This window comes from Microcoleus sp. Pol8_D6 (assembly GCF_036700965.1).
Classification (GTDB): Bacteria; Cyanobacteriota; Cyanobacteriia; order Cyanobacteriales; family Microcoleaceae; genus Microcoleus.
This window is the reverse complement of record NZ_JAUBPW010000001.1, coordinates 123,975-149,578: the sequence shown is the minus strand read 5'-3', so window position 1 is coordinate 149,578 and position 25,604 is coordinate 123,975. Positions and strand designations below refer to the sequence as shown.

The window sequence follows — 25,604 nt, the reverse complement described above, 5'->3', positions numbered from 1 at the left end:
CGTTTTATTTAATATAATTGACAAAACCCTCTCAACTTTAGAGGTTCTCCCAATCACTAATATCAACTTTAGCCTGTCGCAAAATCTTAGCTAAAAAGTTGGCACTGATATCACCTTGATGAGGATTGGGGATGGTAATGCGAAGGTTATCTTTCAACATGAACTGATGCCTTTTTGCCGAATAGGGGCCGTCAAATCCCAGTTGTTTCAGATAATAAATTAAGTCTCGACGTTGGACTGGTTTTAAAGGAGGCATCAGGCAACTTCCTTGGTAACTGTAAGGTCGATATTATCAAGGACAGGTAAAGGAAGTTTCAGGGTGAGACTAAGTAAAATCCAGTCTTCCAATACCTCTTGCAATTCTTCTCGACAAGCTTCGAGAGTTACAGAATTTGCATAGACTCCCTCACAGATAGGAATTTCTCCGTAGAAAGTCCCATCATCAGGGAAAATTTCATACTTAGCTTGCTTCATGGCAGCTTGGATGTATTTAGTTAACATATTAAACCAATCTCCTTTAAGGTGATAAAACGAATTGGGATGATATCAAGCCAACCTTGATTAGCAAGAGAGCAAAACAAAATTAGGGCGTGTCCGTTGAGATTACGATCGATCAAAAAAATTATGCTTTAGCATCAAGTTTGGCCTTCGCGGCTCGAAGATTTTCCCAAGCAGCTTCGGTTCCTGGTATTGGTGGCCCGGCGGCAATTCGGGCAATCAGATCGCGATTTTTTTCTTCATAATACAGCCGCAGTTCCTCAGCTTCCTTAAGAACCATTTGATACTCAGCTTCAACGGTGGCGCGATTTGCCTCAATATAAGCTAAAGCCGCGTTAATTTGTTCCTCTGTAAGGTCAAACAATCCCTGATAAACTTAGGCGGATATTGAGCCGTCACATAGTCCATGATGTCGTAGATAGTGATGCGCGTACCTGCGATCGTCAGTCCTCTTTCTGTACGGATGATAGCTGTTTGTTCGTCGGATATGCTTGTCATGCCTCTAACCTCCTAGAAGTTATTTCTATATTAGACCAACTCTCAAAAGTCTTGCAAAAATCATTAGTGTTGGGTTTATTTCCTGTTTTAGTAACGCCCTCCAAATCCCAGAAACCGGGTTTCTGCGATAATTTACGCATCCTTACCGAGATTTTGAGAAGAAACCCGGTTTCTAACTCCCACGCGATCGCCCAACTTCAACTAAACCCAGCTAACCACAGCGGAAGCATCAACAGCAACCCGACAGAAGTGATGGCGATGCTGCTAGCTAACAAATCGCGATCGAGCTCGTAGACTTCTGCTAAAATCAGCACGGAAAGAGCTGTGGGCGTTCCCGACATCAACACCAACACGAACCTCGGATCGCCGCTCAATCCGAAATAACTAGCACCCAATCCGATCAGCACCGGCACAATTACCACTTTTAACAGCGACGGGATTAACGCCAGTTCAAAACTTTCCCATTTCTTAATAGACCTCAGCCGGATGCCAACCAACAGCAAAGCACTGGCAATTACCACCCAAACAGCAGTCTGCAATCCCGATTCCACTGTCTCGGGCAGGGGGATGTTTCTAGTATAAAAACCAATTAAAAATGCCCACAGGGCGGGAACTGTCAGCACGTCCCGGAGCTGAGTCCACCAGTGATTTTTTTGCTCGGAGTTCCCGAAATAGCTAGCAATAAATACACCGAAACAATAAGTTCCAATAACATTGTTAGTGACGCTGTACAAGACAGCCCAGTTGTTGTTATCGCTGCTGATGATAGACGGGGTGATTGCTAATCCAACAAAGCCCGTATTCCCTAACATCGAAGCTAGGAGAAAACTGCCTTGGCTCGATCGCTTCAGGGAATTAAAATTTAATAAAAATAAATTTATTAGAGAATTTTTGCCCTGAAAATAGGGCTTTTTGATGTGAGCAGCACTCAGCCTACGCAATAATACCCAAGTCAGCCAAGCACAACTCGTACTCAGAAATAACACGAATATGGCGATCGCCGGCGTGAATCCCACAGCACCCGAAAAATCGCTCTGACGGGCTAAAACTAGAATTTGCAGCGGTATCCCAATCCAGAAAAGAAAGTGGCTCAGCAGCTTGGGAAAATCAACTGGGATGTACCGAAACAGCAGCAGTCCCAAGCCCGTCCAGATAACTAGAGGCGTATAAGCGTGAAATAAGGTTTCAATCATAAAAAGTTAACTTGACAATTTGAAATGCCTTTATCTATTAATAATAATGCTAAAATCCGTTGGAAAAATGCGACTTGTCGTTAGCGGAGCCCTCGAAAACGATCGCACTTGCACGCTTTTTAGTCCTAGCGTGTTCGCAGGACTCCAGGCCCAAAAAAATCCGCCCAAATCCCCGCATCTTCCCAGGCACAATCCTCAGACTGGCAGCCCCCAACGATTGCAGCTTTTTACCTTCAGATTTACCAAACCTATGTTAATTTGACCAATGTGCGATCGAGCTATCTTGCCTTTTTCAAACAGATGTCCCACGTTTTCCTGCCGTTTCGAGCGAAGGGAAACAGGGGGAGACTAAAGCTGCTGACGACTTGCACTCATTAATTCAATTTCAAAGCATTAACAGGCACCTCATCCCAAGAACTAACAGTCCGCAAGGTAGCAACCCAGCCCTGCTGTTTTTGCTCTGCCGTCAAATTCTTCTCAAAAGATTCGTGGCAATCCTTCGCTTGATTCTCATCGCAACAAGCAATGCAAGAATAAAGAATGCCAGACGGATCGATTTGCTCGTTTACCCAAATAATCACGATCTACTCTCTCAATCAAAATCTACTGTTACTTAAATTTTCCTATATTTTTGCCACTTAAGTAGGTCGGTATTAATTAACCGGAGTGTGGCCTTTTAGCTTAACAGGCAAGATGCCTGTTCCACACACAGGCAAGATGCCTGTTCCACAACAGATGAATTTTTTGTGGGGCGTTGCTCCTAGCCCGCCCTGAATTACTTCGATGCCAAGGTTGCCAAAGACTCGCCCGCAACCCGGCAAATCCGCCAGTCGGGCATCACATCAGCACCGATACCCTTGTAAAATCCGATCGCCAATTCATTCCAATCCAAAACACTCCATTCCAAACGCCCGCAGCCCCTTTCAACCGCCAACTGCGCTAAATAAACTATCAAAGATTTGCCAATTCCCCGCCCTCGAAACTCAGGGATCACAAACAAATCTTCCAAATAAATTCCCGGCTGAGTCAAAAAAGTAGAATAATTGTAAAAAAACAGCGCCCAGCCCACCACTCGATTTTCGCACTCGGCTAAAATCGCTTCAGCAAAAGGTCGATCGCCAAACAAATGATGCTCCAAATCAACGGCATTGCCAGTAACGGCATGAGATAATTTTTCGTACTCAGCTAAAGCTTTAATCAAATCAAACAGCACCGGCACGTCGGCGCGGGTAGCTGGACGCAAAATTACCTCTGAAGACATAAATAAGTAAATAGTAAGCGACAATCAACAATTAAAAATACCACATTAAGACATTTTTAATTTGTAATTTTTTATTAATTTTTTCCACCTTGAACCAGCATATTTTCGATAGCCTCGGAGTGCCACCCCACAATAATTTTAAGATTTTTCAAAATGCCAACTCAATTTTTTTTGCTTATTTCAACCAGCCCTTCAATCGTTCCGTCACTTGAGGGCGGCGCAGCTTTCGCATTGCCTTATTTTGAATTTGACGGACTCGTTCGCGGGACAAATTGAACAAACTGCTGACCTCTTCTAAAGTGTAAGGTTCGCCGGTCAGCAAACCGTAACGCATAGCAACAATCTCTTTTTCCCGCTCAGTCAAAATACTGTCCAACACCTCCAAAATATCTTGGCGCATCATCATCTCATTCATCTGAGCTTCTGGAGATTGCGTCGCGTTATCTTCGAGAACATCCAAAAGTTCCGAACTTTCTTCTGAGCCGATGCGGTGGTTGAGAGACAAAGATTGCCGGCGTACTTGCTGGAGGTAGCGAAGCTGTTCGCAAGAAACTTGCATTTCTTTAGCGAGTTCAGTTTCACTTGGATTGCGTTGAAGAGAACGCTTCAAATCTCGATAAACTTTTTTGAGTTTATTTAACTGTTCGACAATGTGAACAGGCAAGCGAATCGTCCGCCCTTGATTGGCAATTGTCCGGGTAATTCCTTGGCGAATCCACCAATAGGCATAAGTAGAAAACTTGTAACCCTTCTCCGGATCGAACTTTTCGGCTGCCCGGTTTAAACCCAAAGCTCCTTCTTGAATTAAATCGAGAAAAGGCACGCCCCGATTAAGATAGCGTTTGGCAATCGAAACCACCAAGCGCAAATTCGAGCTGATCATTTTCCGTTTCGCCGACTGACACTGGTGGCGAAGCTGTTGCAGTTGAGTTTCGCTCACTCCCAAAGCCGCTGCGAGTTCAGCTTTTGTCGGCACTCTGTCTAATTCCTGCTGCAAACGCTGTTCTAGTTCATCCAGGGCTACCAATTCTTGAACGCGGCGCGCCAACTCCACCTCTTCGGTGGCAGTCAGTAGAGGATAGCGAGCCATTTCCTTGAACAAAGCTCCCACTGGATCGTCGGCAGACCAGTTGTTGTATGCTGACGAGCGAGTTACCGTGGGACGATCGATCTCGGTGTCTTCATCTTGTGCGATCGCGAATGAGGCTTCGGGTGCCACCGCAAAACTGCCTAGGTCAGATTCTGCCATATCGTGCTTGGTGTCGGTGGAAGGATTTGAAAAGTATCCCTTAACTTTAACCAATTTAACCGGAAATTTCCGAAATCCATCTAGAAGCCCGTGACAGAAATTAGATGGCCCCAATTTTATACCTTTCTATTGAGTTCGAGCCAGTAAAGGAGCTGCCTGCAATAATTGCTGAGTATAAGGGTGCTGCGGATTAGTAAAAATATCCCTAGTCTTACCGATTTCAACAATTTTTCCGGCATTCATTACCGCAATACGATCGCAAAAAAATCTCGCCACCCACAAATCGTGCGTAATAAACAGATAAGTCAAATTAAATTCCTGCTTCAACTCCAACATCAGCTCTAATACTTGAGTCTGCACGCTGGCATCTAACATACTCACAGGTTCGTCGCAAATTATCAGTTGCGGGCGAGTAATCAAAGCGCGGGCGATCGAAACTCGCTGCTGTTGTCCTCCTGACAATTCCCCCGGATAGCGACGAAAGAAATCCTCCCCTGGAGTTAAACCCACCCGCTCTAACATTTGGATTACTTGTTTTTTAGCTTCACTGCCCTTAGCTAATTTGTGAATAAACAAAGGGTCAGCAATACTTTGCCCAACAGTCATCATCGGATTCAGGCAAGCGTGGGGGTCTTGAAAGATCATTTGCATTTCGCGGCGGTGCTTCCTCACAGCATCGCGGTTCAGGGCAGTTATATCTATTCCTTGAAATTCCACTTTGCCACCAGTGGCGGTAATTAGCTGCAAAATCGTGCGTGACAAGGTACTTTTGCCGCAGCCGGACTCCCCCACCAGCCCTAGGGTTTCTCCCCGTTCTAGCTCTAAACTAACGCCGTCTACTGCTTTAATTACCTGGCGATTCCTGGAAAACAACTGATCTAATAAATTGCTTTCTAAACTGTAGTGTTGCTGCAAATTCGTTACGGTCAAAAGAGGCGAATTTGTTGAGTTTGCAGTAACGGCTTCAGTCCTGATTTCCTCGAATGCTAATCCTTTGTCAGAATCGGCTTGAATGTGCAAAGCTGCTTTGAGGAGCGATCGAGTATATTCGTGCTGCGGCTTTTCAAACACGTTTTGCACCGGCCCTGTTTCTACGACTTTACCGCCGTACATCACCGCAATGCGATCGCAATACTCAGCCACCATCGCCAAATCGTGAGAAATCAACAAAATAGCCGTTCCCCGTTCCTCGCAAAGTCTGGTTAATTCCTGCAAAATCTGGGCAGCTACAGTTACGTCCAAACTTGTAGTCGGTTCGTCCGCCACAATTAATTTGGGATCGAGCAAAAGAGCCAAAGCAATTGCTACTCTTTGCCGCATTCCGCCACTAAATTCGTGGGGAAATTGCGACCAGCGAGACGCGGGAATTTTCACAGCTTCCAGAGTTTCGATCGCCCGTTTCTTAGCTTGCTTGCGATCCAAATTCGGTCTGTGAGCTTGCAAAGTCTCGATGCAATGTTCTCCTACAGTCATCAAAGGATCGAGACGAGTCATCGGATCTTGAAAAATCAATGCCACAGCTTCGCCCCGAAATTGTCTCAGCCGCGAAGCATTCATATCAAACACCGACTCTCCAGCAAAACTAACTCGCCCCTCAATCAGCGTCGAATCCGGCAGCAACCGCATCGCCGCCCTTCCCAAAGTTGACTTACCGCAGCCAGACTCCCCAACTAATCCGAGCTTTTCCCCCGGTTTCAGCGTCAGGGAAACCCCGTCAACGGCCCAACCAGATTGGCCTCGCCGCTGAGGATAAGCTACTCGCAAATTGTCAACTGAAAATAGAGAAGAGTCATTAGTCATTAGTCATTAGTCCTTAGTCTGTTGTCTGTTGTCTGTTGTCTGTTGTCTGTTGTCTGTTGTTTGTTGTCTGTTGACTGTTGACTGTTGTCTGTTGTTATTTATTATTTATCAATATACTGGCGGTTAGTTGTTAGTTATTAGTATTTTTCAGGGCTTATTAGTGATTGGCAAGAGACCGATATGCTGGTGTAAATACCAATAAAAATTGCTAGCAACAAAGATTTTATTACTACATCATTAACCGACCAACCGCTTACTAACAACAGTCAACAGTCAACCGTCCACAGTTTGTAAATACCAATAGAAATTGCTACAAACAAAGATTTTATCACTACATCATTAACCCACCAACCGCTTACTAACAACAGTCAACAGTCAACCGTTAACAGTCAACCGTCAACAGCCAACTGTCAACAGCCAACAGACTAAATTTCCTTTCGCTTCAACTCAGCTCTCCGCAGTATGTAAGTAGCGGCACAATCTGCGTGAGGATGGTCTGCTAAAACTTCCGCGAGTTCCAATACATATCCGGCGATATCCGGCCCCAGCTTCTCAGTCAGCACTTGACGTTCCCTAGAGGCGAGTTCTTGCACGCGGGCCTTAGCTTGCCAATTCGGAGAAAACATCTTGTCAATCTCGGTGTGGAATCCCAGACTTTCGAGAATGTCCCACTCGCCGTTATCGCACCAAATGCCCCCGCACAACATACAGCGCTCTATGTAAAAGGGCACTCTGCTGAAAGGAACTTTCGCCCGCGACAGATAGTGACCGTCTTCGGGACACAGCGCTGCTTTGCTGTCGTAGGGAGACGGCGTGAATTCTATGCCGAGAGTCGCTGTCGCATCAGGCTTCTCTGATTTGTTGTACCACTGGCTTTGCTCTTTTTGCCAAGCTTCGTATTCTCGGCCTGGAATCCAGATACCGTAACAGTTGGGACACCACTGCACCGACATACGGCCGGCTAAGGTACCGCCTTCTAAATTGGGATGTTTACATTTTGGACATTCCACCGCTTTATTTCTCCTTGCCTTATTAATTCCCTGTTAATTCAATTATTAATTCTGTATCTAGGCGGGCCCTGAAGAACCAGAATTTTTTTGCAGCAGCGCGCCACAGTAGCCAATTAGCGTGTTGAGCCGCGCGATCGCCGCAGTTTGCCTCGCCTTTGCTGTCGCTGGCTGGCGCGACGCTTGCAAAAAGGTGACATCTGTCCCCAATAACCGCAGTTGCTTGTGAATTTCCGTCAAATAGGACTGCTCTGGGGGTGTTTCTGAGGCGTCTAACTCATCGCTTTCGGGTCTCATAATTTGGTTTCCGAAAAATTGTTGCACTTTTGTGTATTCGATCGCCAGCGCGACCCGATCCACATTATCCTGTGCAGCAGTTCTTTGTAGTTGTTCTAGTGCTTGCTGTAATTCTTGGTAGCACTGGCGGCGGTCTTCGGACAATATCATGATTTTGTAAACAAATTTGTATTTATAATCAAAGTAGATACTTACTTAAGTTTGCTCATATGGAGGGAAGCGGTGCGTTTTTGGAGCAATTCCCTGTTTTGTGAGAACTTTTTTCGATTTTCTGCCCTAACTCTACCCTTCTGGCTGCTGCTTTTAGTTTAGCGTTGCCGGTAAATGCCGATCCCCCGCAACCTCAACGGCTACCGCCCAAATCTGCTGATTTTACCCGATTTTCCTCGTTCGACAGACTGCGGCGGCGGCAGTGGTGTCACTATATTTTCCTACCTCCGAGGGGGGGCGACTCCGGATTACATAGGTATAGTTTGAGAAAAATCGACTATTTTTTTGAATTGCAAATTGTGGCATTCAATTAGTTTAGTATAGCTAAACACATAATTTCGGCAATTCAACCGGAAACCGGCTTTTAACCATTTGTATTTCTAAGTTTTAAAGGTGTACCCCATGAACGCGAACACTCTGACTCCCTCTCCTTCGATCGATCCTGCCGTAGTTCCCGATTGGCTGCAAGAATGCCTGAATAATCGATCGCAGCCGGATGGGGGCTCTAACCCGAATTGTTCGACTGACGACAGCTTAATTTGTCGGGCCTTTGAATTTGCCCGCGACTTGCACGAAGGACAATACCGCAAATCGGGAGAACCTTACATTTGCCATCCGGTAGCTGTGGCTGGAATACTCCGGTATATGGGCGGCAACAACGTCATGATTGCCGCCGGCTTCCTCCACGACATTGTTGAAGATACAGATATTACTCTCGAAGAAATAGAACAGCGGTTCGGCGCGGAAGTGCGACAGTTGGTTGAAGGTGTCACCAAGCTTTCTAAGTTTAATTTTTCCAGCAAAACAGAGCGCCTTGCGGAAAATTTCCGCCGAATGTTCCTAGCAATGGCTAAAGATATTCGCGTCATTGTCGTCAAACTCGCAGATCGGCTGCACAATATGAGGACTTTGGAGCATTTGTCCGAAGAAAAGCAGCGCAGTATTGCCTTAGAAACCCGAGATATTTTTGCTCCCCTAGCAAACCGTTTGGGTATCGGCCGCTTTAAGTGGGAATTGGAAGATTTAGCGTTTAAATACCTGGAACCCGAAGCTTACCGCGAAATTCAGGAATTGGTGGCCGAGAAGCGGGCCGATCGAGAAACTCAACTCGCAGAAGTCACAGATTGTTTGCGAGAAAGGCTTGACAATTTAGGCATTAAATGCTATGAAGTTAGCGGGCGTCCCAAACATTTGTACGGGATTTACGCGAAGATGCAGCGCCGCCAAAAAGGGTTTAAGCAAGTGTACGATATTGCGGCGGTGCGGATCATCGTAGAAACCAATGATGACTGTTATCGGGCTTTGGCGATCGTCCACGATTCTTTCCGCCCGATTCCCGGCCGCTTTAAAGATTATATCGGTTTACCAAAAGCCAACCGCTATCAATCATTGCACACCGGAGTAATCGGAACCAGTGGCCGCCCCATCGAAGTGCAAATTCGCACCGTAGCAATGCACCACATTGCAGAATACGGCATTGCCGCGCACTGGAAATACAAAGAAACTGGCGGTTCTAACACAACAGTCACCGGCGACGACGAAAAATTTACTTGGCTGCGACAACTCCTAGAATGGCAAAGCGACCTCAAAGACGATCGCGAATATTTACAAAGCATTAAGGACAACTTATTCGACGAAGATATTTACGTTTTTACTCCTAACGGAGACGTAATTGCTCTCAATAGCGGGTCAACTCCCGTAGATTTTGCTTTCCGCATTCACACCGAAATTGGTAATCACTGCACCGGTGCCAGAGTCAACGGGCGAATGGTAACACTAGACAAGGTTTTAAAGAATGGCGATATTGTAGAAATCTTGACCCAAAAAAATGGTCATCCCAGTTCCGACTGGCTGAATTTTGTCAAGACAAACGGAGCAAAAAACCGAATTCGTCAGTGGTTGAAGCGATCGCACCGAGATGAAAATCTTGCTCGCGGGCGGGAATTACTGGAAAAAGAATTAGGTAAAAACGGATTAGAATCTTTGCTGAAATCTGAACCCATGCAATCGGTGGCTCAGCGCTGCAACTACCACAGCGTCGAAGATTTAATCGCCGGTTTGGGCTACGGCGAAGTTACCTTAAATCTCGTAGTAAATCGACTGCGAGATTTAGTAAAAGTGCAGCAAAAAATTGAAGCTGCTCCTGCAGGAACGCACGAAGTGCCCCAGCTCATACCTGCATCGACGACACCGAAACCAGTACCGAGTTCATCTCCGAGCAAATCGCCCATCGCAGGTGTAGAGGGATTGCTCTACCATTTAGCCGGCTGTTGCTGTCCGATTCCTGGGGAATCAATTATTGGAGTTGTGACTCGCACTCGCGGAATTTCGATTCACCGACAACGATGTTCAAATGTTGAGAGCGTACCTGGGGATCGGTTGGTTCCTGTGAGTTGGAATTCCAGCAACCGCAATGAATCTCGACCAAATACTTATCCGGTTAATATTCAAATTGAAGCCCTCGATCGAGTGGGAGTTCTCAATGATGTTTTATCGCATTTGAAGGACAACCAAGTAAACGTCCGCAGCGCTCAAGTCAAAACATATCCCGGATTGCCGGCATTAATTGACTTGTGCATGGATATCCAGGATAAACAACAGTTCGAGCGCACTTGTATGCAAATTAAAAAGATGAGCGACATTTTGAATTTGCGGAGGCTCAGTGAAGGGACTTAAGAGAAAAGTCTTCCTATGGCAAAACTCAGCCTTAACTCGGTTATTCCTTCAGCAAAGCTGACCAACTATTTATTAATCCGGCTTCCTAAAGACGACAAATCTCAGTTTCTCGATCGAGGTGGTTACAGCATAGAAAACTGGCAACAGCTCGATCGAGATTTAAGAAGCCAGATACTTCCCCTGGAAGCGGAGCTAATGGAAAACACCAAATACGGTCAAAAGTACATAATTCAAGGCAGTTTAACTGGTCCAAATGGTACGATTTTACAAGTTAAAACCGTTTGGATCGTTACTCCATCCGAAACCAGATTTGTTACATTAGTTCCTGATTGACAAGAGGTTAAGCCCCATGAAATTTAAACTATTTTCACAGGTAGCATTGCGAGAAGACATTCCTAAGTATGGCCTAAAAAAAGGTGATACAGCAACTATCGTTGAACACTACCAGATGCCGGAAGGTGAAGAAGACGGTTATAGCTTAGAGGGTTTCAATATCGAAGCAATTACAGTTGAAGTGGCCGAGTCCCAGATTGAAGCGATAAAAGCTCCTGTTTTGCAGCTTGGAAAATATTGATTACCATTCGCCTTCCACCAGCCTGCGATGAGAGGGAGTCATCTTGCGAAGCAAAACTTGTTCTTCTTCAGAGAGAGGTGCTTCGCAAGCAGCATTAATTTTTTCTAACAGTTGTTGATTTTCGCGGCGGCGGATAAATTCTTCAAGGGCTATTTCGATTAAAAAACTCTGAGAAATTTGCATTTCGCAAAGCTTTTGTTTCGGCTTGTTCAAATAAAGATGCTGGCAATGAGATAGCAGTTTTGACAGTTGTCATAGCTTTATACCTTCATTTATTTATATGAGTCTAACTCATAGTATAGCTAACCACAATAGGGTTCAGCAAACAGGCAGAACAATGAAACCCTTTATTTGGGCGGACTGACTGGCTTTGACTCGCCCAGCTTTTGCTGCAAAAACTCCTGGGCTACTTGTCCAGCTTCCTGCTGTTTCTTATCAACTTGATAATTGAGTCGTCGCATATCTTCCTCGGAGATTTTGCCGCCCAATTCTGCGAGCACTTGACGCAATTCTGGGTATTTTTCCAAAACTTGCGATCGCACAACCGGAACTGCTTCGTAGGGCGGGAAATAGTTCTTGTCATCTTTGAGAACTACTAAACCTAAACTTTGAATCAAACCGTCCGTCGTATTACCAGCAATCACATCTACTTCTTTTTGTTGTAGCCCTTGATAAAGCAATCCTAACAGCAATTCCTTCGGTTGTTCTCGAAATTTAATCCCGTAAGTTTTAGCCAATCCGGGAAACCCATCTTCTCTCTCGTTAAATTCTGGGCCGAAACCAGCCCGGAGGTTAGGTGAAGCTTTCCCAAGTTGCGAGAGAGTTTGTAAATTGAGCTTTTTGGCATCGTCTCCCCGCACAATAATCGCAAAACTGTTATTAAATCCTAGCGGTTCCGTCCATTCTGCTTTAAACTGTTTGGGATATTCTTGTTTGAGGTAATCGAGGACTTTTTTGGGGTCAGAAATCGGTTTCTGTTTGAGCAGGTTGGCGTAAGCAGTACCCGTATATTCGACGTACAAATCGATTTTACCTGCTGTTAGGGATTGATGGCAAAGCGAACCTCCGAGATTCAGTTCTCGTTCTACTTTGATATCTGTTTTAGCTTCGATGTGCTGTGCTAAAATTTCTGCGAGAATGGCTTGTTCGGTAAAGTCTTTTGAGCAGATGACAACTTGCTTTGCGGGCTTAGAGGTACATCCTGCTACTGCAAGCAAGCAAAGCAGCCAGCAGGAATAGAAAAAAAAATCGTTCTTAGATATTTTCATGACTTAACTCACATTAAAAATCTACAATTAATACCTTATAAGTTATAGCATAAAGCCCAGATCGCAGACTTATTTCAGAAGTCTGTGCTTTAACACCGATCGCACTTTACCCGACTTTCCTTTTACTGTTGTAACATTTATTTATAGACATGGAGGACAAAAGATGGTAATCAGCGTCAGCGATATTATCCAGCAGCAGCGGCAATTTTTTGCGACTGGGAAAACGAAAGATGTGGATTTTCGGATCGAACAACTGAAAAAACTTAAAAGTGCGATCGAACTTAATCAATCACGAATAGTCGATGCTGTCAAGGCAGACCTGGGTCGGCCGGAATTCGAGGCTTATCTTGAAATCGCATCGATTGCCGAAGTTAATTATGCCCTCAAAAACCTCAAATCGTGGGTAAAGCCGAGAAAAGTGCCTGCTTCGATAGATCAATTCCCAGCATCAGCCCGCATTTACCCTGAACCTTTGGGCGTAGTGTTAATCATCGGGCCTTGGAATTACCCATTTCAGCTAATGATATCACCTTTAGTCGGGGCGATCGCCGCCGGCAACTGTGCAGTTCTCAAACCTTCGGAAATCGCCTCACACACCTCGGCAGTTGTCGCCGACATGATTACCAAAACCTTCGATCCCGCCTACGTAGCCGCCGTCGAAGGAGGCGTGGAAATAAGCCAACAATTACTAGCCGAAAAATTCGACCACATCTTCTTTACCGGAGGCACTAAAATCGGTCGAATTGTCATGGAAGCTGCCGCTAAACACCTGACACCTGTAACCTTGGAATTAGGTGGCAAAAGTCCTTGCATTGTAGACTCCGACATTCAGGTTGAATACACCGCAAAACGCATTGCCTGGGGCAAATTTCTCAATGCCGGACAAACTTGCATCGCTCCCGATTACCTATTAGTTGATAAAAAAGTTAAACCTGCTTTGATGACAGCAATTAAAACAGCAATTCACGAATTTTACGGCGACAATCCGCAAACAAGTCCCGACTATTCGCGGATTATCAACCAGCGGCAATTAGACCGTTTGAGTGCGTTTATCAAAGATGGAGAAATTGTCGTCGGTGGGGAAGTTAAGCCGGAAGATAGATATATTGCACCGACGGTTTTAGATCGTGTTTCCTGGGATTCGTCGGTGATGCAGGATGAGATTTTTGGGCCAATTTTGCCAGTTTTGGAGTATGATGATTTCGGAGAGGCTATCGCCCAAATCAACTCCCGTCCCAAACCTTTAGCTTTGTATTGTTTCTCGAGGGATAAAGAGAAACAAGAGCGAGTTTTGCGGGAAACTTCTTCGGGGGGAGTTTGTCTCAACGACACGGTTATGCAAGTGGGAGTAAAAGATTTACCTTTTGGCGGAGTTGGCGACAGCGGCATCGGTAGTTATCACGCTAAAGCAAGTTTTGATACTTTTTCGCATTACAAAAGCGTGCTGCAAAAGTCATTTTGGCTTGACTTGAAATGGCGCTATGCTCCCTATAAAGGTAAGTTGGATTTGATTAAGAAAATTATCGGTTGAGCGATCGCACTTGGAGGGGCGGGTTCCTCAACGTTTACAATATCACCGAGATAGCCAAATCAACCCGCCCCTTCCTGATATTATCGGTTAAGCGATTCCACGGTGAACGATTATTTGCAGAAATTTTAAATGATTGCTCATCTGTTTTTGGAACGATTTTGAGCGCAATGTCTGCGTCACTCCTAACTCACATCTTGCACCATTCTCAAGCACAGGCAAGGTGCCTGTTCCACCAAGAGTAAATTTCTTGTGGGCTGGGCATCCTAGCCGCCCATAAAAAGCTTATTGAAAATGGTGCAAGATGTCAATCCTAAAGGACAGTTGCCGTTCAAAATAATTCAGATTATAAATGTCTATATAGCAATCCTTGCAGGAGTCGTAAATTTTTTACCCACCCCAACCCTCTCCTTATCAAGGGGAGGGAGTAAGAAATTCACAAATGATTTAGGATGTCTATAATATCTTTTAGCATCTTCTCGCTAACAAGCAATTTATGGAACCTTTAGCAAAAGAACGCTGTGCCGCCTGCCGCCCAAACTCTCCCCGCCTCACAGCTTACGAAATTGTCCAGCTCAAACCTCAAATTCCCGACTGGAATTTAATCGAAAAAAAGGGCATTCCCCAAATAGAACGCACCTACGAATTCCCGGATTTCAAAAGTGCGATCGCCTTTACAAACAGCGTCGGCGAAGCAGCAGAAACTGAAGGACATCACCCCGCACTGCTAACCGAGTGGGGGAAAGTTACAGTTACTTGGTGGACTCACGCGATTTCTGGACTGCATCGTAATGATTTTATTATGGCTGCAAAAACAGATGCGATCGCCAATCAATTCTCAAAATAAAATCCGACTTATAGCCCGATCGTAGTCTAAGAACTCACAGCTCCCGGTACCAGCGGAGAAAGCCGTTGATTCCCATTCAACAACTCCAGATTGAGTCGATAGCCGACATTCCGCACAGTTTGAATCAGGCTCGGCTGTCGCGGGTCGATTTCGATTTTTTTACGCAGAGAGAGTACGTGAGTGTCGATCGTCCGGGGGTTATCAATAGCATCGGGCCAGGCGCGACGCAGCAAATCCGAGCGCGACAGTGGCACTCCTCCAGCTTGAGCTAGCACGTACAGCAGGCTAAATTCCTGGGGAGTCAGCTCAATATGTTCCTCGTACAACCTGACTCGGCGCTGCACCAAATCAATTTTCAGCAGCCCGCACTCCAGCGTCGCCGGCGGTATCATCGTCCGGTTACGGCGCATCAGAGCTTCCACCCTAGCCATAAACTCTTGCATCCCAAAGGGTTTAGTCAGGTAATCGTCTGCCCCCGCCTTCAAACCTTCAACAATATCCGATTCCGAATTCCGCGCCGACAGCATCAAAATCAGCGACTGCTGCTGCTGTTGCAGCCAGTGGCAAAATTCCAAACCGTCCCCATCCGGCAATTGGGCATCCAGAATGACTAGGGTTGGCTGGCGGCTGAAAAATATTTCCCTAGCGTGACTGATATCCGCTGACTGATGCACCCAGTGACCGACTTGCTGTAGATGCCAGCCCAAGAGCGATCGCAGGTGCGGATTCCCTTCAACAATTGAAATACTTGCAGATTCCACAGAGGCGAGCTTCCCATATCACTAATTGCTACAAGGTTAACAGAGCTTTTGTCAAGCTTTTGTAACCATCGCTACTCAAGCATGAGCTGCGTTTAAAGCAGCGGACATACCTAGGGTAGGAATTTTAAAGATTGGGTTAATTTGGCAGGGTCAGCCTGCAGAAAGGTTAAATCATTCTGGCGGTAAGCTTACAATGAAAATAAGACAGTGTAAAGACGATCGACCCCATGCCCCAACCGCCTGCCAAAAGCGATCCCCCCGACCCAGCCCCCACTCCCAGGAGGTTGACAAATCGCGCAAGTGAAACTAGAATTCCTCCAACCGTTCGCTCGGTAGCCGGAACACTCAGCCACTTTGACCGTCAAATTCAGCCACATCCCGACTCCATTAAACGCACAGCGAATTATCTAGGTGCGCGCAAAAAGTCGAGCAACTGCATTGCAACGAGTGAAATTTTTTATGGAGGGTAGCCTGTTGAGCAGGGTAAAAACTTTTATTTAGAAATAGCCTCAAGCTGAGCCACTCAGCATCAATCCAGGCCGTTCCTAAATCCCGCCGTCATTATACAAACCACAAAGGATTTCAAGCTCATACCATGCTACAAGACACCCAAACAATCCGGCACTACCAAAAACTCACCGACGCCCTCGTCGAAATGTGGAATAGAGGTTATCGCTTCGATGACCTGCGGCTTTACTTAGACGGCTATTTAGCAGCCCTGCGGCATTCCAACGGCCTGGAACCCTATCTGATTCACAGACTAGAGGAAGAAGCAGCGCGTTACATTCACGACCCCTCCAATTTTGTAATGCCACAGACACAGACACAGGCTGAATCAGACTACTATTAAATAGCAAATTCGGTTTGATAAACCCTTGATGATTTGGGAATTGGGAATTGGGAATTGGGAATTGGGAATTGGCAATTGGCAATTTTAACGGGTTCCCTGGCTATGCCTCGGAACCGGTGTCCACAGGCTTGGCCTCGCTTTGGGAGCCTAAAAATTCGATGCCTAGCCGACTGCATTGCGTTCCTAGGCTTTGCCTGGTAACGAATAATTAAGTAAATCAACCTAATTCAACGTAAAACGCGATTGCTGTTATTTCCCCGACTTCTTTAAGAAGTCGGGGAAATGTTTTTTAGGTCTAATTTAAGAAGCCAAAGCCACTTCTACAACTTCTTGCAATTCGCCCTTTTGATACATCTCGATCATAATATCCGAGCCGCCAATAAACTCCCCGTTGATATAAACTTGAGGAATTGTCGGCCATTGAGAATACTCTTTAACGCCTTGACGAATTTCCTGGTCTGCCAAAACATCAACAGTTTCGTAAGGCACTCCCAAAGTATTGAGAATTTGCACCACAGTATTAGAAAAACCACACTGGGGCATTAACTTATTGCCCTTCATAAACACCATGATTTTGTTTTGCTTAACCAACTCGTCAATTCTTTGATGTGCTGTTGTACTCATGGTAGGTCCTAATATTGTTTGAAAATTTTTAAACGTTGACTGACGCAGAAACCGCGTTTTTTAGGAAAATCTTTCGTTACAGCCATAGATTCCGGTTAAAAAACCCGGTTTCTTTGGTTTTTGTGCGTAAGTGCAGCAGTTGTATTTCAAGCACCTATTGACACCCGCACAAACTTGTGATACCCAATTGCCACTCAACAATTAAGCAACTTGATTTTTCGCTTCCCATTCTGCGGGAGTTAAGGTTTCCAAGCCCAAAGCGTGGATAGCTTCACTAGCCATTGCCTGTTTGAGAGCGCCGTAGACCATTTGGTGCTGCTGTACTCGGCTTTTTCCTTCAAAGGCTGCAGAGACGACTCTCGCCTGGTAGTGGTCACCGCCACCGGTCAAATCGTCAACTTGTATTTTAGCGTCAGGCAACCCTGCCTTAATCATTTCTGCTACTTGAGACGGTGTAACCATTGGTTTCTCTGATAAACGGCTGTAATTTAGATTTTAATGGAACTATTTTGTCGATGAGCTCGGTTGAGTGCTGGCAGGCCGGGGAAAGGGGGAATCCACAAAACCCAATTCCAGTAACTGCTGGTAAGCTTTCTTGCCCAAGTCGCGAGTTGGCTGCTGCGATCGAATAATCTGAATCAGCAGGGGTACAGCCAGTTCGGGCTTATTTTGCGCCCGGTGTACCAACGCCAGCCGGTAGGTAGCTTCGTCGCGCATTTGGGCTGTTTCTACAGCTTTGGTGCGGTGGCTTTCGGCCAATCGGATGTCAATTCCGGCAAAACTGCTACCCAGTTGTTGGTAGAAGTTGGAGAGTTGATTGAAAATCTGGCGGGATTCTTGGAGTTTTTGACTGGCGAGTGCATAATTCTGATTGGAAATAGCACTGCTGGCTTCTGTCATCAAACGCTGGCCTCCTTGGACGCTCAGCAGGCTGCTGTCTTGCGTCAGAGGGCGAAGATTGTTGGGGTCTGTGGGGTCGTCGGCGGGCTCGATTTGCGGTTGGTTCTCTGGCCCAGAAGGTTGCTGTGCTTGGACTGGGAGCGGTTGCAACAGGGTAAAAGCTGCGATCGCCCCGATCGTAATCCGGGCAGTGGAGCGAAGCCAACAAACAGTTCCAGAGTATACCATGAAATTACTTTGCGCCTGTGCGCTTTAAAAAAATATTTAGCTTGAGCCGATCTTACCATTGGTGATCGCAACCGGCTAAGTGTAAACCAAATTTGTTGAAATGTCAAAGGGTGCGATCGGGAGAAAAGCTCAAAACGAGTTTTCTGTGAGGTGGTTTATCTAAAAAATACTCAGCCGTCAAATAAAAATCGCCGATTGAAACCGAATCCTACACAAACTTTTGTCTCTCTCGCTTGAGACGAAAGGAGTTAGTAAGGCGCTTATGGCGCACCCTACCGCTGTTAGTTACAGTTTCAAACCCCTCATGGTAAAAACCTGCCTGACAGCTTATAAATATGTTTGATAAATAGACATCAAAGTCAAACAGGAACATTTCTGATGGTACAACCAAGCAAACCGACCTCCGAGACTCTCCAAAATTATCAAGGAATGGGAGTTCCAGAAGAAAGTCTGGCAGTGATTTTGCAGCGCGGCGGCGACGAATTGCTGCTGTCAAAAGCGGACGATCGCTTTACAGTCCGCCCCTCATCAACAGCATCAGCCTCAAACGATTGGGCTGCAACAACTGGGGCAAAACTCAACCGCCGCATCGGCCAAAGCAATCTCGAAGAATATCTCGTTGCGGCCTCTAGCCTAGAAGCAGCAATGCAAGCAGCCCGCGCCAGCGATGCCGTAGCTTTTGCCAGCCACGTCTATTGCCCCGCGAACAATCCGAGTACATTCTTTTATTTAACCGACCAAATTACGATTCAATTTGCCGAACAAGTAGACGAACGATCGCGAAAGGCGATCGCCAATGCAGCAGCTTTAAACATAGTCCGACCAGTAGAAGGAATTCCCAACACCTTCGTCTGCGAAGTCACAAAACAAGCAACAGAAAACCCGGTCAAAATTGCCAACCGCCTGACAAGATATCCAGAAGTTCTCGTAGCGGAACCAAACATTTTAGTAGAGACGCAGCAGCATTACACGCCCCGCGATCCGCTTTATCCCAAACAGTGGTATCTCAACAACAAAGGCGGCAACCAAGTTGTCGGCGGTGCTCAAATTTATGCAGAACCAGCTTGGGACATGACTCGCGGAGTTCGATCGATCGTAATTGCAATCGCCGACGATTCAGTTGACATCACCCACCCAGATTTTCAAGGCCAAGGCAAAATCGTCTCACCCATCGATTTCAAAGACGGCGATACCTCCCCGATGCCAGTCGCAGACTCAGACAACCACGGCACAAGTTGTGCCGGCGTCGCCGTTGCAGAAGAAAACGGCAAAGGCATTGTCGGCGTCGCCCCCGGATGCGCCCTGATGCCCATCCGTACCAGTGGTTTTCTCGATGACAATTCTGTCGAAAAAATATTTAATTGGGCGATCGAAAAAGGGGCCGCCGTCATTTCTTGCAGTTGGGGGCCTGCGGCAGTTTACTATCCCCTTTCCCTGCGGCAGAGTGCCGTTATCACCAAAGCAGCAACCCAAGGGCGGGGCGGCAGAGGCTGCGTTATTCTGTTCGCTGCCGGGAATGCCAACCGCCCAGTCAACGGTACTGTTAACGAGAAAGGCTGGCCCAACAACGTCGTGGAGGGTCAAACTAGATGGCTAAACGGATTTGCCGTTCACCCCGACGTAATTGCCGTCAGCGCTTCCACTTCCCTCAACAAAAAAGCAGCTTACAGCAATTGGGGCACCAGCATCTCGGTTTGCGCCCCCAGCAACAACGCGCCGCCGGGAACTTGGTTGCCAGAAACCGGATATATCGGCACGCCGCCGGAGGTGACGCAGTATTTGCCCGGTTTGGGGGTGTTTACTGCCGATCGAGTGGGCGATCGGGGCTACGACTGGGGGGACTATACTGATACTTTTGGCGGTACTTCCAGCGCCACTCCAGTAGTCGCTGGGGTTGCAGGGTTGATACTTTCGGCTAACCCCCGTTTGACGGCGCGGGAAGTGCGGGGAATTCTCGAACAAACTGCTGAGAAAATTGTCGATCTCGATCCCGATCCTCAGTTGGGCAATCGCCTGGGAAATTACGATCCTAACAACGGTCGCAGCGATTGGTTTGGTTACGGGAAAGTGAATGCTTTGAAAGCTGTGCAAGCTGCGGTGAGAAAAGGCGGCGGCAATCCGAATATCGGGGGTGCGGTGTTCAGCGATATTTCTGGACATTGGGCACAGAAGTTTATTGAAGCTTTGGCTGCGGCGAATATAATTAGCGGTTTTCCTGACGGTTCTTTTCGGCCTGATGACAGTTTAAATCGTGCTCAATATGCGGCGCTGTTGGTGAGTGCGTTTAGTCCGATTCCGAGGGTGCCGGCTACAAATTTTATTGATGTTTCTGCTACTTTTTGGGCCAGAAGTGCGATCGAACGGGCAAATCGGGGGGGTTTTTTGGCGGGGTTTCCGGGGTTGAAGTTCGGCCCGAATCAGAATTTGACTAAGAGTGAGGCGATCGTGTCTTTGGTTAACGGTTTGGAACTCAAGGGCGGCAATCCTGATTCTTTGAAAGTTTACATCGATCGTTCTCAAATTCCTAATTTTGCTTTGAGTGCGATCGCCACAGCAACTGCTTTGAAGATTGTGGTGAATTATCCTTCTCGCGATTGGCTTTCGCCGCAGCGGGATATTACCCGCGCTGAGATTTCGGCTTTGATTTACCAGACTTTGGTGGCGATTAATCGGGCAAAGCCGATCGATTCTCCTTACATTTTCTAAGGGCAATAGGTTCCTCGTGAGAAGTTTAGTCCTCACGAGGAACCTATTTTAGGCTGGCAGCTTTTAAGCTCGAAAATTCCCCAAAGCTTTCAATGCAAACTGTGGCAAAGCCAACATCCGTCGCCACCGCCAAGGTTCTTGATAAAGTCGGTACAACCATTCTAAATGATTGTCGCAAAACCAAGCCGGCGCGCGGTCTTTTGTTCCCGCCCAAATATCAAAACTACCGCCTACTCCCACCCAAATTGAATCAGGACAAAGGTGTCGGTGTTCGGCAATCCAAAACTCTTGGCGAGGCACTCCCAAGCCGACAAAAATTAGTTTTGGCTGCATTTTTTTGAGGCTTTCACGGAAGTCTTTTTCTTCATCTGCGGAAAGATAACCGTGTTGAGAAGCAATCGACAATCCGTTAACCTTTTGTTGCCAATTTTCGGCCGCAGCAGCCGCCACTCCCGGGGAACCTCCAAAGAAAAATAGTGGTTCCGAATCCGGCAATTTTCCCGCTTGTTGCAGCAGCGATTCTGCTAATTCAATCCCCGGATAGCGCTGTGCCTGTTTGCCTCGCAGCCGCAAGTACAGCACCACTCCCGAACCGTCGGGAATCACCAGTTCCGCTTTGCGGATTACATCTGCTAAGGCCTGATTTTGCTCGGCTTGCATCGCCATTTCAGCATTCAGCGTCACGACGTGACTTCCTAACCCTTGATGCAGGCGCTGCATCAGCCAACCTGCATAATCATCTAATATGTGAACTGGTAGTCCCAGCACTGAAAATTGCGGGCGCGATACATCCATATTTTTTCTTTGATATTCCTACACACCTAGTTATTTAAATTAGCTGAGATTGGCGATCGACGCTAGAGCAGTTTTGGACGCAAAAAACCCGGTTTGTGGCACCAATAGTCTGTTAAGTCATCGTTCGGTGGCCCAGAAACCGGTTTTTTTGTAAGCGACGGGTCGCGCAAGTTTATTAGAGTTCGCCAGCCAAGTGCGATCGAGCATTAGCGTTCGATTTTTTTGACAGAGCCGTCAGCGTACCATTCCATCGGTACTAGCTCAATTTTACCATTGATTTTCACCGTAGAGTAGACAACTTTTACGAAAGGAACGCTGTTGTTATTGTGGTTTTGGGTAGACATGGCAATTACCTTTTTGTGTTGGGATAACTTGAGTAATGATCTAATCTCTGATATATTTAAAAGTCTATTCACCCCAAATCTACTCGCATCAGGAAAAACAAGGAAAACGAAATGGCGATCGCAAAAACCCAGCGGCAAATCAGGTTAGATTATTACTACCAGCAAATCAAAAACATCATCCTCAAGCGCCAAAATCCAATTACTGGTTTGCTACCGGCGAGTACCGCCGTTAACGCCCACGGCGACTACACCGATGCCTGGGTGCGGGATAACGTGTACAGCATTCTCGCGGTTTGGGGTTTGGGTTTAGCTTACCGCAAAATTGATGGCGATCAGGGCAGAACATTTGAACTCGAACACAGCACAGTCAAACTAATGCGCGGCTTGCTGTTTGCGATGATGCAGCAATCGAGTAAAGTAGAACATTTTAAAAATACTCAGTCGCCCCTAGATGCCCTGCACGCTAAATACAATACTCAAACTGGAAGTATTGTTGTAGGTGATGACAAGTGGGGACATTTACAGTTAGACGCTACATCTATATTCTTATTAATTCTTGCTCAAATGACGGCTTCCGGGCTGCACGTAATTTTTACAATAGATGAAGTCAATTTCGTGCAAAATTTAGTTTACTACATTGGTAGAGCCTACCGCACGCCGGATTACGGAATTTGGGAAAGAGGACATAAAATCAATCGCGGCAATGCGGAATTGAACGCCAGTTCAGTTGGCATGGCAAAAGCAGCGCTGGAAGCAATAAATGGCTTGGATTTGTTTGGAATTAAAGGCTCTCAAGCCTCTGTTATTCACGTTTTGCCAGACGAAATTGCCAGAAGTCGCATAACTTTGGAATCGCTTTTGCCTCGCGAATCTAGTTCAAAAGAAGTAGATGCGGCTTTACTGAGTGTGATTAGTTTTCCGGCTTTTGCTGTGGAAGATCGAGAATTAATAGAACGGACTCGAAATAAGATTATTGACAAATTGCAAGGAAAATACGGCTGTAAGCGGTTTCTGCGGGACGGACACCAAACAGTCTTGGAAGATGCCGATCGCCTGCACTACGAACCCACAGAATTAAGGCAGTTCGAGCACATTGAATGCGAGTGGCCGCTATTTTTCACTTATTTGCTCTTGGACGGCATCTTTCAGGGAAATCAAGCTCAAGTGCAAGAGTACCAGCAGCGTTTGGAATCTCTAGCAGTCGATCGCTCTGGTTTGCCGCTACTACCCGAATTGTACTACGTCCCCGCCGAAAATATAGAAGCAGAAAAGCTAAATCCCAGCAGCCAGCAGCGCTTACCCAATGAAAATATTCCCCTAGTTTGGGCGCAAAGTCTGTATTTTCTCGGTCAATTACTGAACGAAGGATTAATCGCAGTTGGCGACATTGACCCGCTGGGAAGGCATCTGTCAGTCGGCCAACACAGAGAACCTTTAGTGCAAATTGCACTGTTAGCGGAAGACGAAGATTTGCAAGCAGAATTAGCCGCTAACGGCATTGCCGCACAAACCCCCAAACAGGTAGAACCAATTCAAGTCCGCCAGACTAAAGAATTATCAGCTATTTACACGCAAATTGGACGAAACGACCAATTAGGCTTAACCGGTCGCCCCGTGCGCCGCTTGCGGAGTTTAACAACTTCTCGGGTGTTTAAAATTCGCGAAGAGGCGATCGTATTTCTCCCCTCATTTTTGAACCGACAAGAGTTTTACTTAACTTTAGATTACCACTTTTTAGTATCTCAAATCAAGAGCGAAATAGCTCACATTCACCGCCACTGGTATCAGTTGGGACGCCCTACGGTAACGCTGATGCTGACTCACACGATGCTGGACACCGGCCGGGAAGCGTTGTTAGAATTAATGAAGGAATTCCGGGATGGACACTGTAAGAACACGCCCGTTAAACTCGGAAATCTTAAGCAGTTAATGCTGACCGCTGGCACCGAAAGAATTGATTTCATGCACGATTTTGAATTTACCGAATCTCCGGTGACAGGTGCAGTAGAAACGCGCAGCTATCTCACTTACAATCCTGAAAAAACTTGGCCTTTAGGTCACACCCAAGAATTTAAATTAGAGTGCGAAACTAATACTAAATTCTTGCTAACTAGCCTGCGAGATTCAGAAAATTTGTACGAGCAAATTGAGTTGCTGCACACGTTAGTTCGCCTCAAAGGATTAAATTTTGATACAGGATTTGGCGGTGCAGAACAAACAGTTAAAGTTGTAGATTTGCTCAACGAAGTTTATACAAAAGCTGGAGAAAGTTCGCAATCAAAAATCCAATGGGCCGTCATCCGCCATGCCGCAGGTTTGCTGGACAAGGTTGATATCAGCTTGTCCGATGCGGTGACAGACATTTTGGTGCGGCAAAAACAGATTGCTGTGGGGAAAGCCTACAGCGAAGATTCGATAATTTCGCGACCCGGATCTTACACCGAAGTGATGGAAAAAATTCGCCAATTCTGCGGAGAAGACATTCGCGATCGAGTTTTAACTCAAGAAATTCTCATCTACCTAGGCCTGTTAATTAAAGCCGAACCGCAGTTATTTAAAGGCCTGCTGACGCTGAGAGTTAGCTACTTTATTTTGCTGCTGACTAGCGAGTTTGCCCGCGAATTGGGAGTTACGCAAAATGAAGCTTACGAACATTTAATGCAGCTAAGCCCTTTTGAAATCAAAAATCGCCTGCGCCAAGTGTTGACAGAATACGAGGAAATGAATCAAATCCTCAAACAGCAAGAATCCCTGCGCGTCAAACAGCCGGAAAAAGATATTGAATGGGTAGTAGCGCCTGTTTCCGAAGAACCGCAAATGCCTGCGGGAGGATGGCGGCGGAAGCGGCAGATGGAAGGTACTGTCAATCGCGTACCGAAGGATTTTTATCCGAGTGTTTGGGGACTGCTGCGGCACTGCAAAGGCTTGATAATTGGCGACAAATTAGAGCGGCGCAATCGCTTAGATAGCCATATCATTTTATCGGAAATGACCCCAGGTGAAAAGAATTTTGCGCTACAAATCGAGCATTTGCTGAATAAAATTGTCGCGCCAGAATACCGACAAGTCAATATTGAGGCGCTGATGGAGTTGGCGGCGATCGCCCAGCGCAACCCAGAATTGCAAGTAGAAGAATACATCGTTTTAGATGTATTAGTCGGTCACGCGGTGCGGCTGAATTGGCTAGGAAAACACCAGGAAAGAGCCGATAAGTACGACGAAGACAAAGCGGCTGCTTGGCAAGCTTTTTACAATACTTCGCCTTACGTTTGCGCGAGTCACGTACTCGATGCTTTCCGGTTCTTGACGAAGTTTGGATAGATTGAGCGGCAATTCCGGTTTGAGCTTTTAGCGGTAATGTGTGTACTGCACACCTACATATAGAGGTTCTCCGTAAGTGCTGTCTTCTCTTATATTATCTCTCTTTTCTTCCTCAGCTTCCTCTGCGCCCTATGCAGTTCATTAAAATAAATTCTCATCAACTTAATTT

At 46.3% G+C, this 25,604-nt stretch carries 29 protein-coding genes; 9 read left to right on the top strand and 20 right to left on the bottom strand.

Features of this window, described 5'->3' with window-relative positions; translation table 11 throughout:
- Positions 1-37: 37 nt before the first annotated feature.
- From QUA10_RS00665 to patD, 12 genes are all read right to left on the bottom strand, one after another.
- The gene (locus QUA10_RS00665; protein WP_333080685.1) at positions 38-256 is read right to left on the bottom strand and encodes a type II toxin-antitoxin system HicA family toxin; all 219 of its coding nucleotides are present in this window, start codon (positions 254-256) and stop codon (positions 38-40) included.
- On the bottom strand, positions 256-501 hold the full coding sequence (locus QUA10_RS00660) for a type II toxin-antitoxin system HicB family antitoxin (RefSeq protein WP_333080684.1): 246 nt from the start codon (positions 499-501) through the stop codon (positions 256-258). Before QUA10_RS00660 ends, QUA10_RS00665 begins: the two co-directional genes overlap by 1 nt.
- Before the next feature lie 121 nt (positions 502-622).
- Positions 623-862: a hypothetical protein gene (locus QUA10_RS00655; protein ID WP_333080683.1), complete on the bottom strand. Its 240-nt coding sequence runs from the start codon at positions 860-862 to the stop codon at positions 623-625.
- Positions 823-996, bottom strand: coding sequence for a hypothetical protein (locus QUA10_RS00650; protein ID WP_333080682.1), 174 nt, complete (start codon positions 994-996; stop codon positions 823-825). Before QUA10_RS00650 ends, QUA10_RS00655 begins: the two co-directional genes overlap by 40 nt.
- Positions 993-1,136 (bottom strand): hypothetical protein, encoded by a 144-nt coding sequence (locus QUA10_RS00645; RefSeq protein ID WP_333086136.1) that lies wholly within the window; start codon positions 1,134-1,136, stop codon positions 993-995. The genes QUA10_RS00650 and QUA10_RS00645 overlap by 4 nt, the downstream gene beginning before the upstream one ends.
- A 57-nt stretch (positions 1,137-1,193) precedes the next feature.
- Positions 1,194-2,189: an AEC family transporter gene (locus tag QUA10_RS00640; RefSeq protein WP_333080681.1), complete on the bottom strand. Its 996-nt coding sequence runs from the start codon at positions 2,187-2,189 to the stop codon at positions 1,194-1,196.
- A 374-nt stretch (positions 2,190-2,563) separates the two neighbouring features.
- Positions 2,564-2,770 (bottom strand): glycogen debranching protein, encoded by a 207-nt coding sequence (locus QUA10_RS00635; RefSeq protein WP_333080680.1) that lies wholly within the window; start codon positions 2,768-2,770, stop codon positions 2,564-2,566.
- A gap of 194 nt (positions 2,771-2,964) precedes the next feature.
- Positions 2,965-3,450, bottom strand: coding sequence for a GNAT family N-acetyltransferase (locus tag QUA10_RS00630; RefSeq protein WP_333080679.1), 486 nt, complete (start codon positions 3,448-3,450; stop codon positions 2,965-2,967).
- Positions 3,451-3,625: 175 nt separating this feature from the next.
- Positions 3,626-4,699 (bottom strand): RNA polymerase sigma factor, RpoD/SigA family, encoded by a 1,074-nt coding sequence (locus tag QUA10_RS00625; protein WP_333080678.1) that lies wholly within the window; start codon positions 4,697-4,699, stop codon positions 3,626-3,628.
- A gap of 126 nt (positions 4,700-4,825) precedes the next feature.
- A complete protein-coding gene (locus QUA10_RS00620; protein WP_333080677.1) occupies positions 4,826-6,499 on the bottom strand; it encodes an ABC transporter ATP-binding protein in 1,674 nt (557 codons plus the stop codon).
- 425 nt (positions 6,500-6,924) lie between these two features.
- Positions 6,925-7,509, bottom strand: coding sequence for a zf-TFIIB domain-containing protein (locus QUA10_RS00615; protein ID WP_333080676.1), 585 nt, complete (start codon positions 7,507-7,509; stop codon positions 6,925-6,927).
- 57 nt (positions 7,510-7,566) lie between these two features.
- On the bottom strand, positions 7,567-7,953 hold the full coding sequence (gene patD / locus QUA10_RS00610; RefSeq protein WP_333080675.1) for a heterocyst frequency control protein PatD: 387 nt from the start codon (positions 7,951-7,953) through the stop codon (positions 7,567-7,569).
- Between the two features lie 174 nt (positions 7,954-8,127).
- On the opposite strand from patD, the gene QUA10_RS00605 reads away from it, so the two are divergent.
- The 4 genes from QUA10_RS00605 (at position 8,128) to QUA10_RS00590 (ending at position 11,263) form a co-directional block, all read left to right on the top strand.
- On the top strand, positions 8,128-8,280 hold the full coding sequence (locus tag QUA10_RS00605) for a hypothetical protein (protein WP_333075552.1): 153 nt from the start codon (positions 8,128-8,130) through the stop codon (positions 8,278-8,280).
- A gap of 135 nt (positions 8,281-8,415) precedes the next feature.
- The gene (locus tag QUA10_RS00600) at positions 8,416-10,689 is read left to right on the top strand and encodes a bifunctional (p)ppGpp synthetase/guanosine-3',5'-bis(diphosphate) 3'-pyrophosphohydrolase (RefSeq protein WP_333080674.1); all 2,274 of its coding nucleotides are present in this window, start codon (positions 8,416-8,418) and stop codon (positions 10,687-10,689) included.
- A 15-nt stretch (positions 10,690-10,704) separates the two neighbouring features.
- Entirely contained in the window at positions 10,705-11,022 is a 318-nt protein-coding gene (locus QUA10_RS00595) for a DUF6883 domain-containing protein (protein ID WP_333080673.1), read from the top strand.
- Positions 11,023-11,038: 16 nt separating this feature from the next.
- Complete coding sequence (locus QUA10_RS00590) at positions 11,039-11,263, top strand: DUF4926 domain-containing protein (protein ID WP_333080672.1); 225 nt, start codon at positions 11,039-11,041, stop codon at positions 11,261-11,263.
- Here QUA10_RS00590 and QUA10_RS00585 read toward each other — a convergent pair whose 3' ends face one another.
- Positions 11,264-11,446 carry a hypothetical protein gene (locus tag QUA10_RS00585; protein ID WP_333080671.1) on the bottom strand — a complete coding sequence of 61 codons (183 nt, stop codon included), beginning with the start codon at positions 11,444-11,446 and terminating at the stop codon, positions 11,264-11,266.
- 164 nt (positions 11,447-11,610) lie between these two features.
- Positions 11,611-12,531 carry a glycine betaine ABC transporter substrate-binding protein gene (locus QUA10_RS00580; protein WP_333080670.1) on the bottom strand — a complete coding sequence of 307 codons (921 nt, stop codon included), beginning with the start codon at positions 12,529-12,531 and terminating at the stop codon, positions 11,611-11,613.
- 163 nt (positions 12,532-12,694) lie between these two features.
- Here QUA10_RS00580 and QUA10_RS00575 point away from each other — a divergent pair, with 163 nt between their 5' ends.
- Both QUA10_RS00575 and QUA10_RS00570 read left to right on the top strand, forming a co-directional pair.
- On the top strand, positions 12,695-14,062 hold the full coding sequence (locus QUA10_RS00575) for an aldehyde dehydrogenase (RefSeq protein ID WP_333080669.1): 1,368 nt from the start codon (positions 12,695-12,697) through the stop codon (positions 14,060-14,062).
- Positions 14,063-14,555: 493 nt separating this feature from the next.
- Positions 14,556-14,906, top strand: a complete 351-nt coding sequence (locus tag QUA10_RS00570; protein ID WP_333080668.1) for a 4a-hydroxytetrahydrobiopterin dehydratase — start codon at positions 14,556-14,558, stop codon at positions 14,904-14,906.
- Positions 14,907-14,932: 26 nt separating this feature from the next.
- Here the strand turns inward: QUA10_RS00570 and QUA10_RS00565 are convergent, their stop codons facing one another.
- Positions 14,933-15,667 carry a response regulator transcription factor gene (locus QUA10_RS00565; RefSeq protein WP_333063182.1) on the bottom strand — a complete coding sequence of 245 codons (735 nt, stop codon included), beginning with the start codon at positions 15,665-15,667 and terminating at the stop codon, positions 14,933-14,935.
- A 595-nt stretch (positions 15,668-16,262) separates the two neighbouring features.
- Between QUA10_RS00565 and QUA10_RS00560 the strand changes: the two genes are divergently transcribed.
- Positions 16,263-16,517, top strand: a complete 255-nt coding sequence (locus QUA10_RS00560; RefSeq protein ID WP_333080667.1) for a DUF6761 family protein — start codon at positions 16,263-16,265, stop codon at positions 16,515-16,517.
- A 300-nt stretch (positions 16,518-16,817) separates the two neighbouring features.
- Here the strand turns inward: QUA10_RS00560 and grxD are convergent, their stop codons facing one another.
- From grxD to QUA10_RS00545, 3 genes are all read right to left on the bottom strand, one after another.
- On the bottom strand, positions 16,818-17,141 hold the full coding sequence (gene grxD, locus QUA10_RS00555; RefSeq protein ID WP_006634036.1) for a Grx4 family monothiol glutaredoxin: 324 nt from the start codon (positions 17,139-17,141) through the stop codon (positions 16,818-16,820).
- Between the two features lie 201 nt (positions 17,142-17,342).
- Complete coding sequence (locus QUA10_RS00550) at positions 17,343-17,603, bottom strand: BolA family transcriptional regulator (protein ID WP_333080666.1); 261 nt, start codon at positions 17,601-17,603, stop codon at positions 17,343-17,345.
- A 42-nt stretch (positions 17,604-17,645) separates the two neighbouring features.
- Positions 17,646-18,269 (bottom strand): hypothetical protein, encoded by a 624-nt coding sequence (locus tag QUA10_RS00545; protein WP_333080665.1) that lies wholly within the window; start codon positions 18,267-18,269, stop codon positions 17,646-17,648.
- A 378-nt stretch (positions 18,270-18,647) separates the two neighbouring features.
- On the opposite strand from QUA10_RS00545, the gene QUA10_RS00540 reads away from it, so the two are divergent.
- A complete protein-coding gene (locus tag QUA10_RS00540) occupies positions 18,648-20,975 on the top strand; it encodes a S8 family serine peptidase (protein ID WP_333080664.1) in 2,328 nt (775 codons plus the stop codon).
- A 63-nt stretch (positions 20,976-21,038) separates the two neighbouring features.
- Here the strand turns inward: QUA10_RS00540 and QUA10_RS00535 are convergent, their stop codons facing one another.
- Entirely contained in the window at positions 21,039-21,770 is a 732-nt protein-coding gene (locus QUA10_RS00535; RefSeq protein WP_333080663.1) for a WecB/TagA/CpsF family glycosyltransferase, read from the bottom strand.
- A 206-nt stretch (positions 21,771-21,976) separates the two neighbouring features.
- Positions 21,977-22,114 (bottom strand): hypothetical protein, encoded by a 138-nt coding sequence (locus QUA10_RS00530; protein ID WP_333038037.1) that lies wholly within the window; start codon positions 22,112-22,114, stop codon positions 21,977-21,979.
- 111 nt (positions 22,115-22,225) lie between these two features.
- Between QUA10_RS00530 and QUA10_RS00525 the strand changes: the two genes are divergently transcribed.
- Positions 22,226-25,435 (top strand): glycoside hydrolase family 15 protein, encoded by a 3,210-nt coding sequence (locus tag QUA10_RS00525; protein WP_333080662.1) that lies wholly within the window; start codon positions 22,226-22,228, stop codon positions 25,433-25,435.
- Positions 25,436-25,604 lie beyond the last annotated feature (169 nt).

Excerpts from the sequence above, each read along its gene's own strand:
- QUA10_RS00560 (WP_333080667.1), top strand. The coding sequence starts at position 16,263 with ATGCTACAAGACACCCAAACAATCCGGCACTACCAAAAACTCACCGAC.
- QUA10_RS00660 (WP_333080684.1), bottom strand. The coding sequence starts at position 501 with ATGTTAACTAAATACATCCAAGCTGCCATGAAGCAAGCTAAGTATGAA.
- QUA10_RS00535 (WP_333080663.1), bottom strand. The coding sequence starts at position 21,770 with ATGGATGTATCGCGCCCGCAATTTTCAGTGCTGGGACTACCAGTTCAC.
- QUA10_RS00595 (WP_333080673.1), top strand. The coding sequence starts at position 10,705 with ATGGCAAAACTCAGCCTTAACTCGGTTATTCCTTCAGCAAAGCTGACC.
- QUA10_RS00625 (WP_333080678.1), bottom strand. The coding sequence starts at position 4,699 with ATGGCAGAATCTGACCTAGGCAGTTTTGCGGTGGCACCCGAAGCCTCA.
- QUA10_RS00665 (WP_333080685.1), bottom strand. The coding sequence starts at position 256 with ATGCCTCCTTTAAAACCAGTCCAACGTCGAGACTTAATTTATTATCTG.
- QUA10_RS00570 (WP_333080668.1), top strand. The coding sequence starts at position 14,556 with ATGGAACCTTTAGCAAAAGAACGCTGTGCCGCCTGCCGCCCAAACTCT.
- QUA10_RS00585 (WP_333080671.1), bottom strand. The coding sequence starts at position 11,446 with ATGCAAATTTCTCAGAGTTTTTTAATCGAAATAGCCCTTGAAGAATTT.
- QUA10_RS00620 (WP_333080677.1), bottom strand. The coding sequence starts at position 6,499 with ATGACTAATGACTCTTCTCTATTTTCAGTTGACAATTTGCGAGTAGCT.
- QUA10_RS00650 (WP_333080682.1), bottom strand. The coding sequence starts at position 996 with ATGACAAGCATATCCGACGAACAAACAGCTATCATCCGTACAGAAAGA.
- patD (WP_333080675.1), bottom strand. The coding sequence starts at position 7,953 with ATGATATTGTCCGAAGACCGCCGCCAGTGCTACCAAGAATTACAGCAA.
- QUA10_RS00575 (WP_333080669.1), top strand. The coding sequence starts at position 12,695 with ATGGTAATCAGCGTCAGCGATATTATCCAGCAGCAGCGGCAATTTTTT.
- QUA10_RS00525 (WP_333080662.1), top strand. The coding sequence starts at position 22,226 with ATGGCGATCGCAAAAACCCAGCGGCAAATCAGGTTAGATTATTACTAC.
- QUA10_RS00530 (WP_333038037.1), bottom strand. The coding sequence starts at position 22,114 with ATGTCTACCCAAAACCACAATAACAACAGCGTTCCTTTCGTAAAAGTT.
- QUA10_RS00590 (WP_333080672.1), top strand. The coding sequence starts at position 11,039 with ATGAAATTTAAACTATTTTCACAGGTAGCATTGCGAGAAGACATTCCT.
- QUA10_RS00600 (WP_333080674.1), top strand. The coding sequence starts at position 8,416 with ATGAACGCGAACACTCTGACTCCCTCTCCTTCGATCGATCCTGCCGTA.
- QUA10_RS00630 (WP_333080679.1), bottom strand. The coding sequence starts at position 3,450 with ATGTCTTCAGAGGTAATTTTGCGTCCAGCTACCCGCGCCGACGTGCCG.
- QUA10_RS00645 (WP_333086136.1), bottom strand. The coding sequence starts at position 1,136 with ATGCGTAAATTATCGCAGAAACCCGGTTTCTGGGATTTGGAGGGCGTT.
- QUA10_RS00580 (WP_333080670.1), bottom strand. The coding sequence starts at position 12,531 with ATGAAAATATCTAAGAACGATTTTTTTTTCTATTCCTGCTGGCTGCTT.
- grxD (WP_006634036.1), bottom strand. The coding sequence starts at position 17,141 with ATGAGTACAACAGCACATCAAAGAATTGACGAGTTGGTTAAGCAAAAC.
- QUA10_RS00550 (WP_333080666.1), bottom strand. The coding sequence starts at position 17,603 with ATGGTTACACCGTCTCAAGTAGCAGAAATGATTAAGGCAGGGTTGCCT.
- QUA10_RS00545 (WP_333080665.1), bottom strand. The coding sequence starts at position 18,269 with ATGGTATACTCTGGAACTGTTTGTTGGCTTCGCTCCACTGCCCGGATT.
- QUA10_RS00540 (WP_333080664.1), top strand. The coding sequence starts at position 18,648 with ATGGTACAACCAAGCAAACCGACCTCCGAGACTCTCCAAAATTATCAA.
- QUA10_RS00605 (WP_333075552.1), top strand. The coding sequence starts at position 8,128 with ATGCCGATCCCCCGCAACCTCAACGGCTACCGCCCAAATCTGCTGATT.
- QUA10_RS00640 (WP_333080681.1), bottom strand. The coding sequence starts at position 2,189 with ATGATTGAAACCTTATTTCACGCTTATACGCCTCTAGTTATCTGGACG.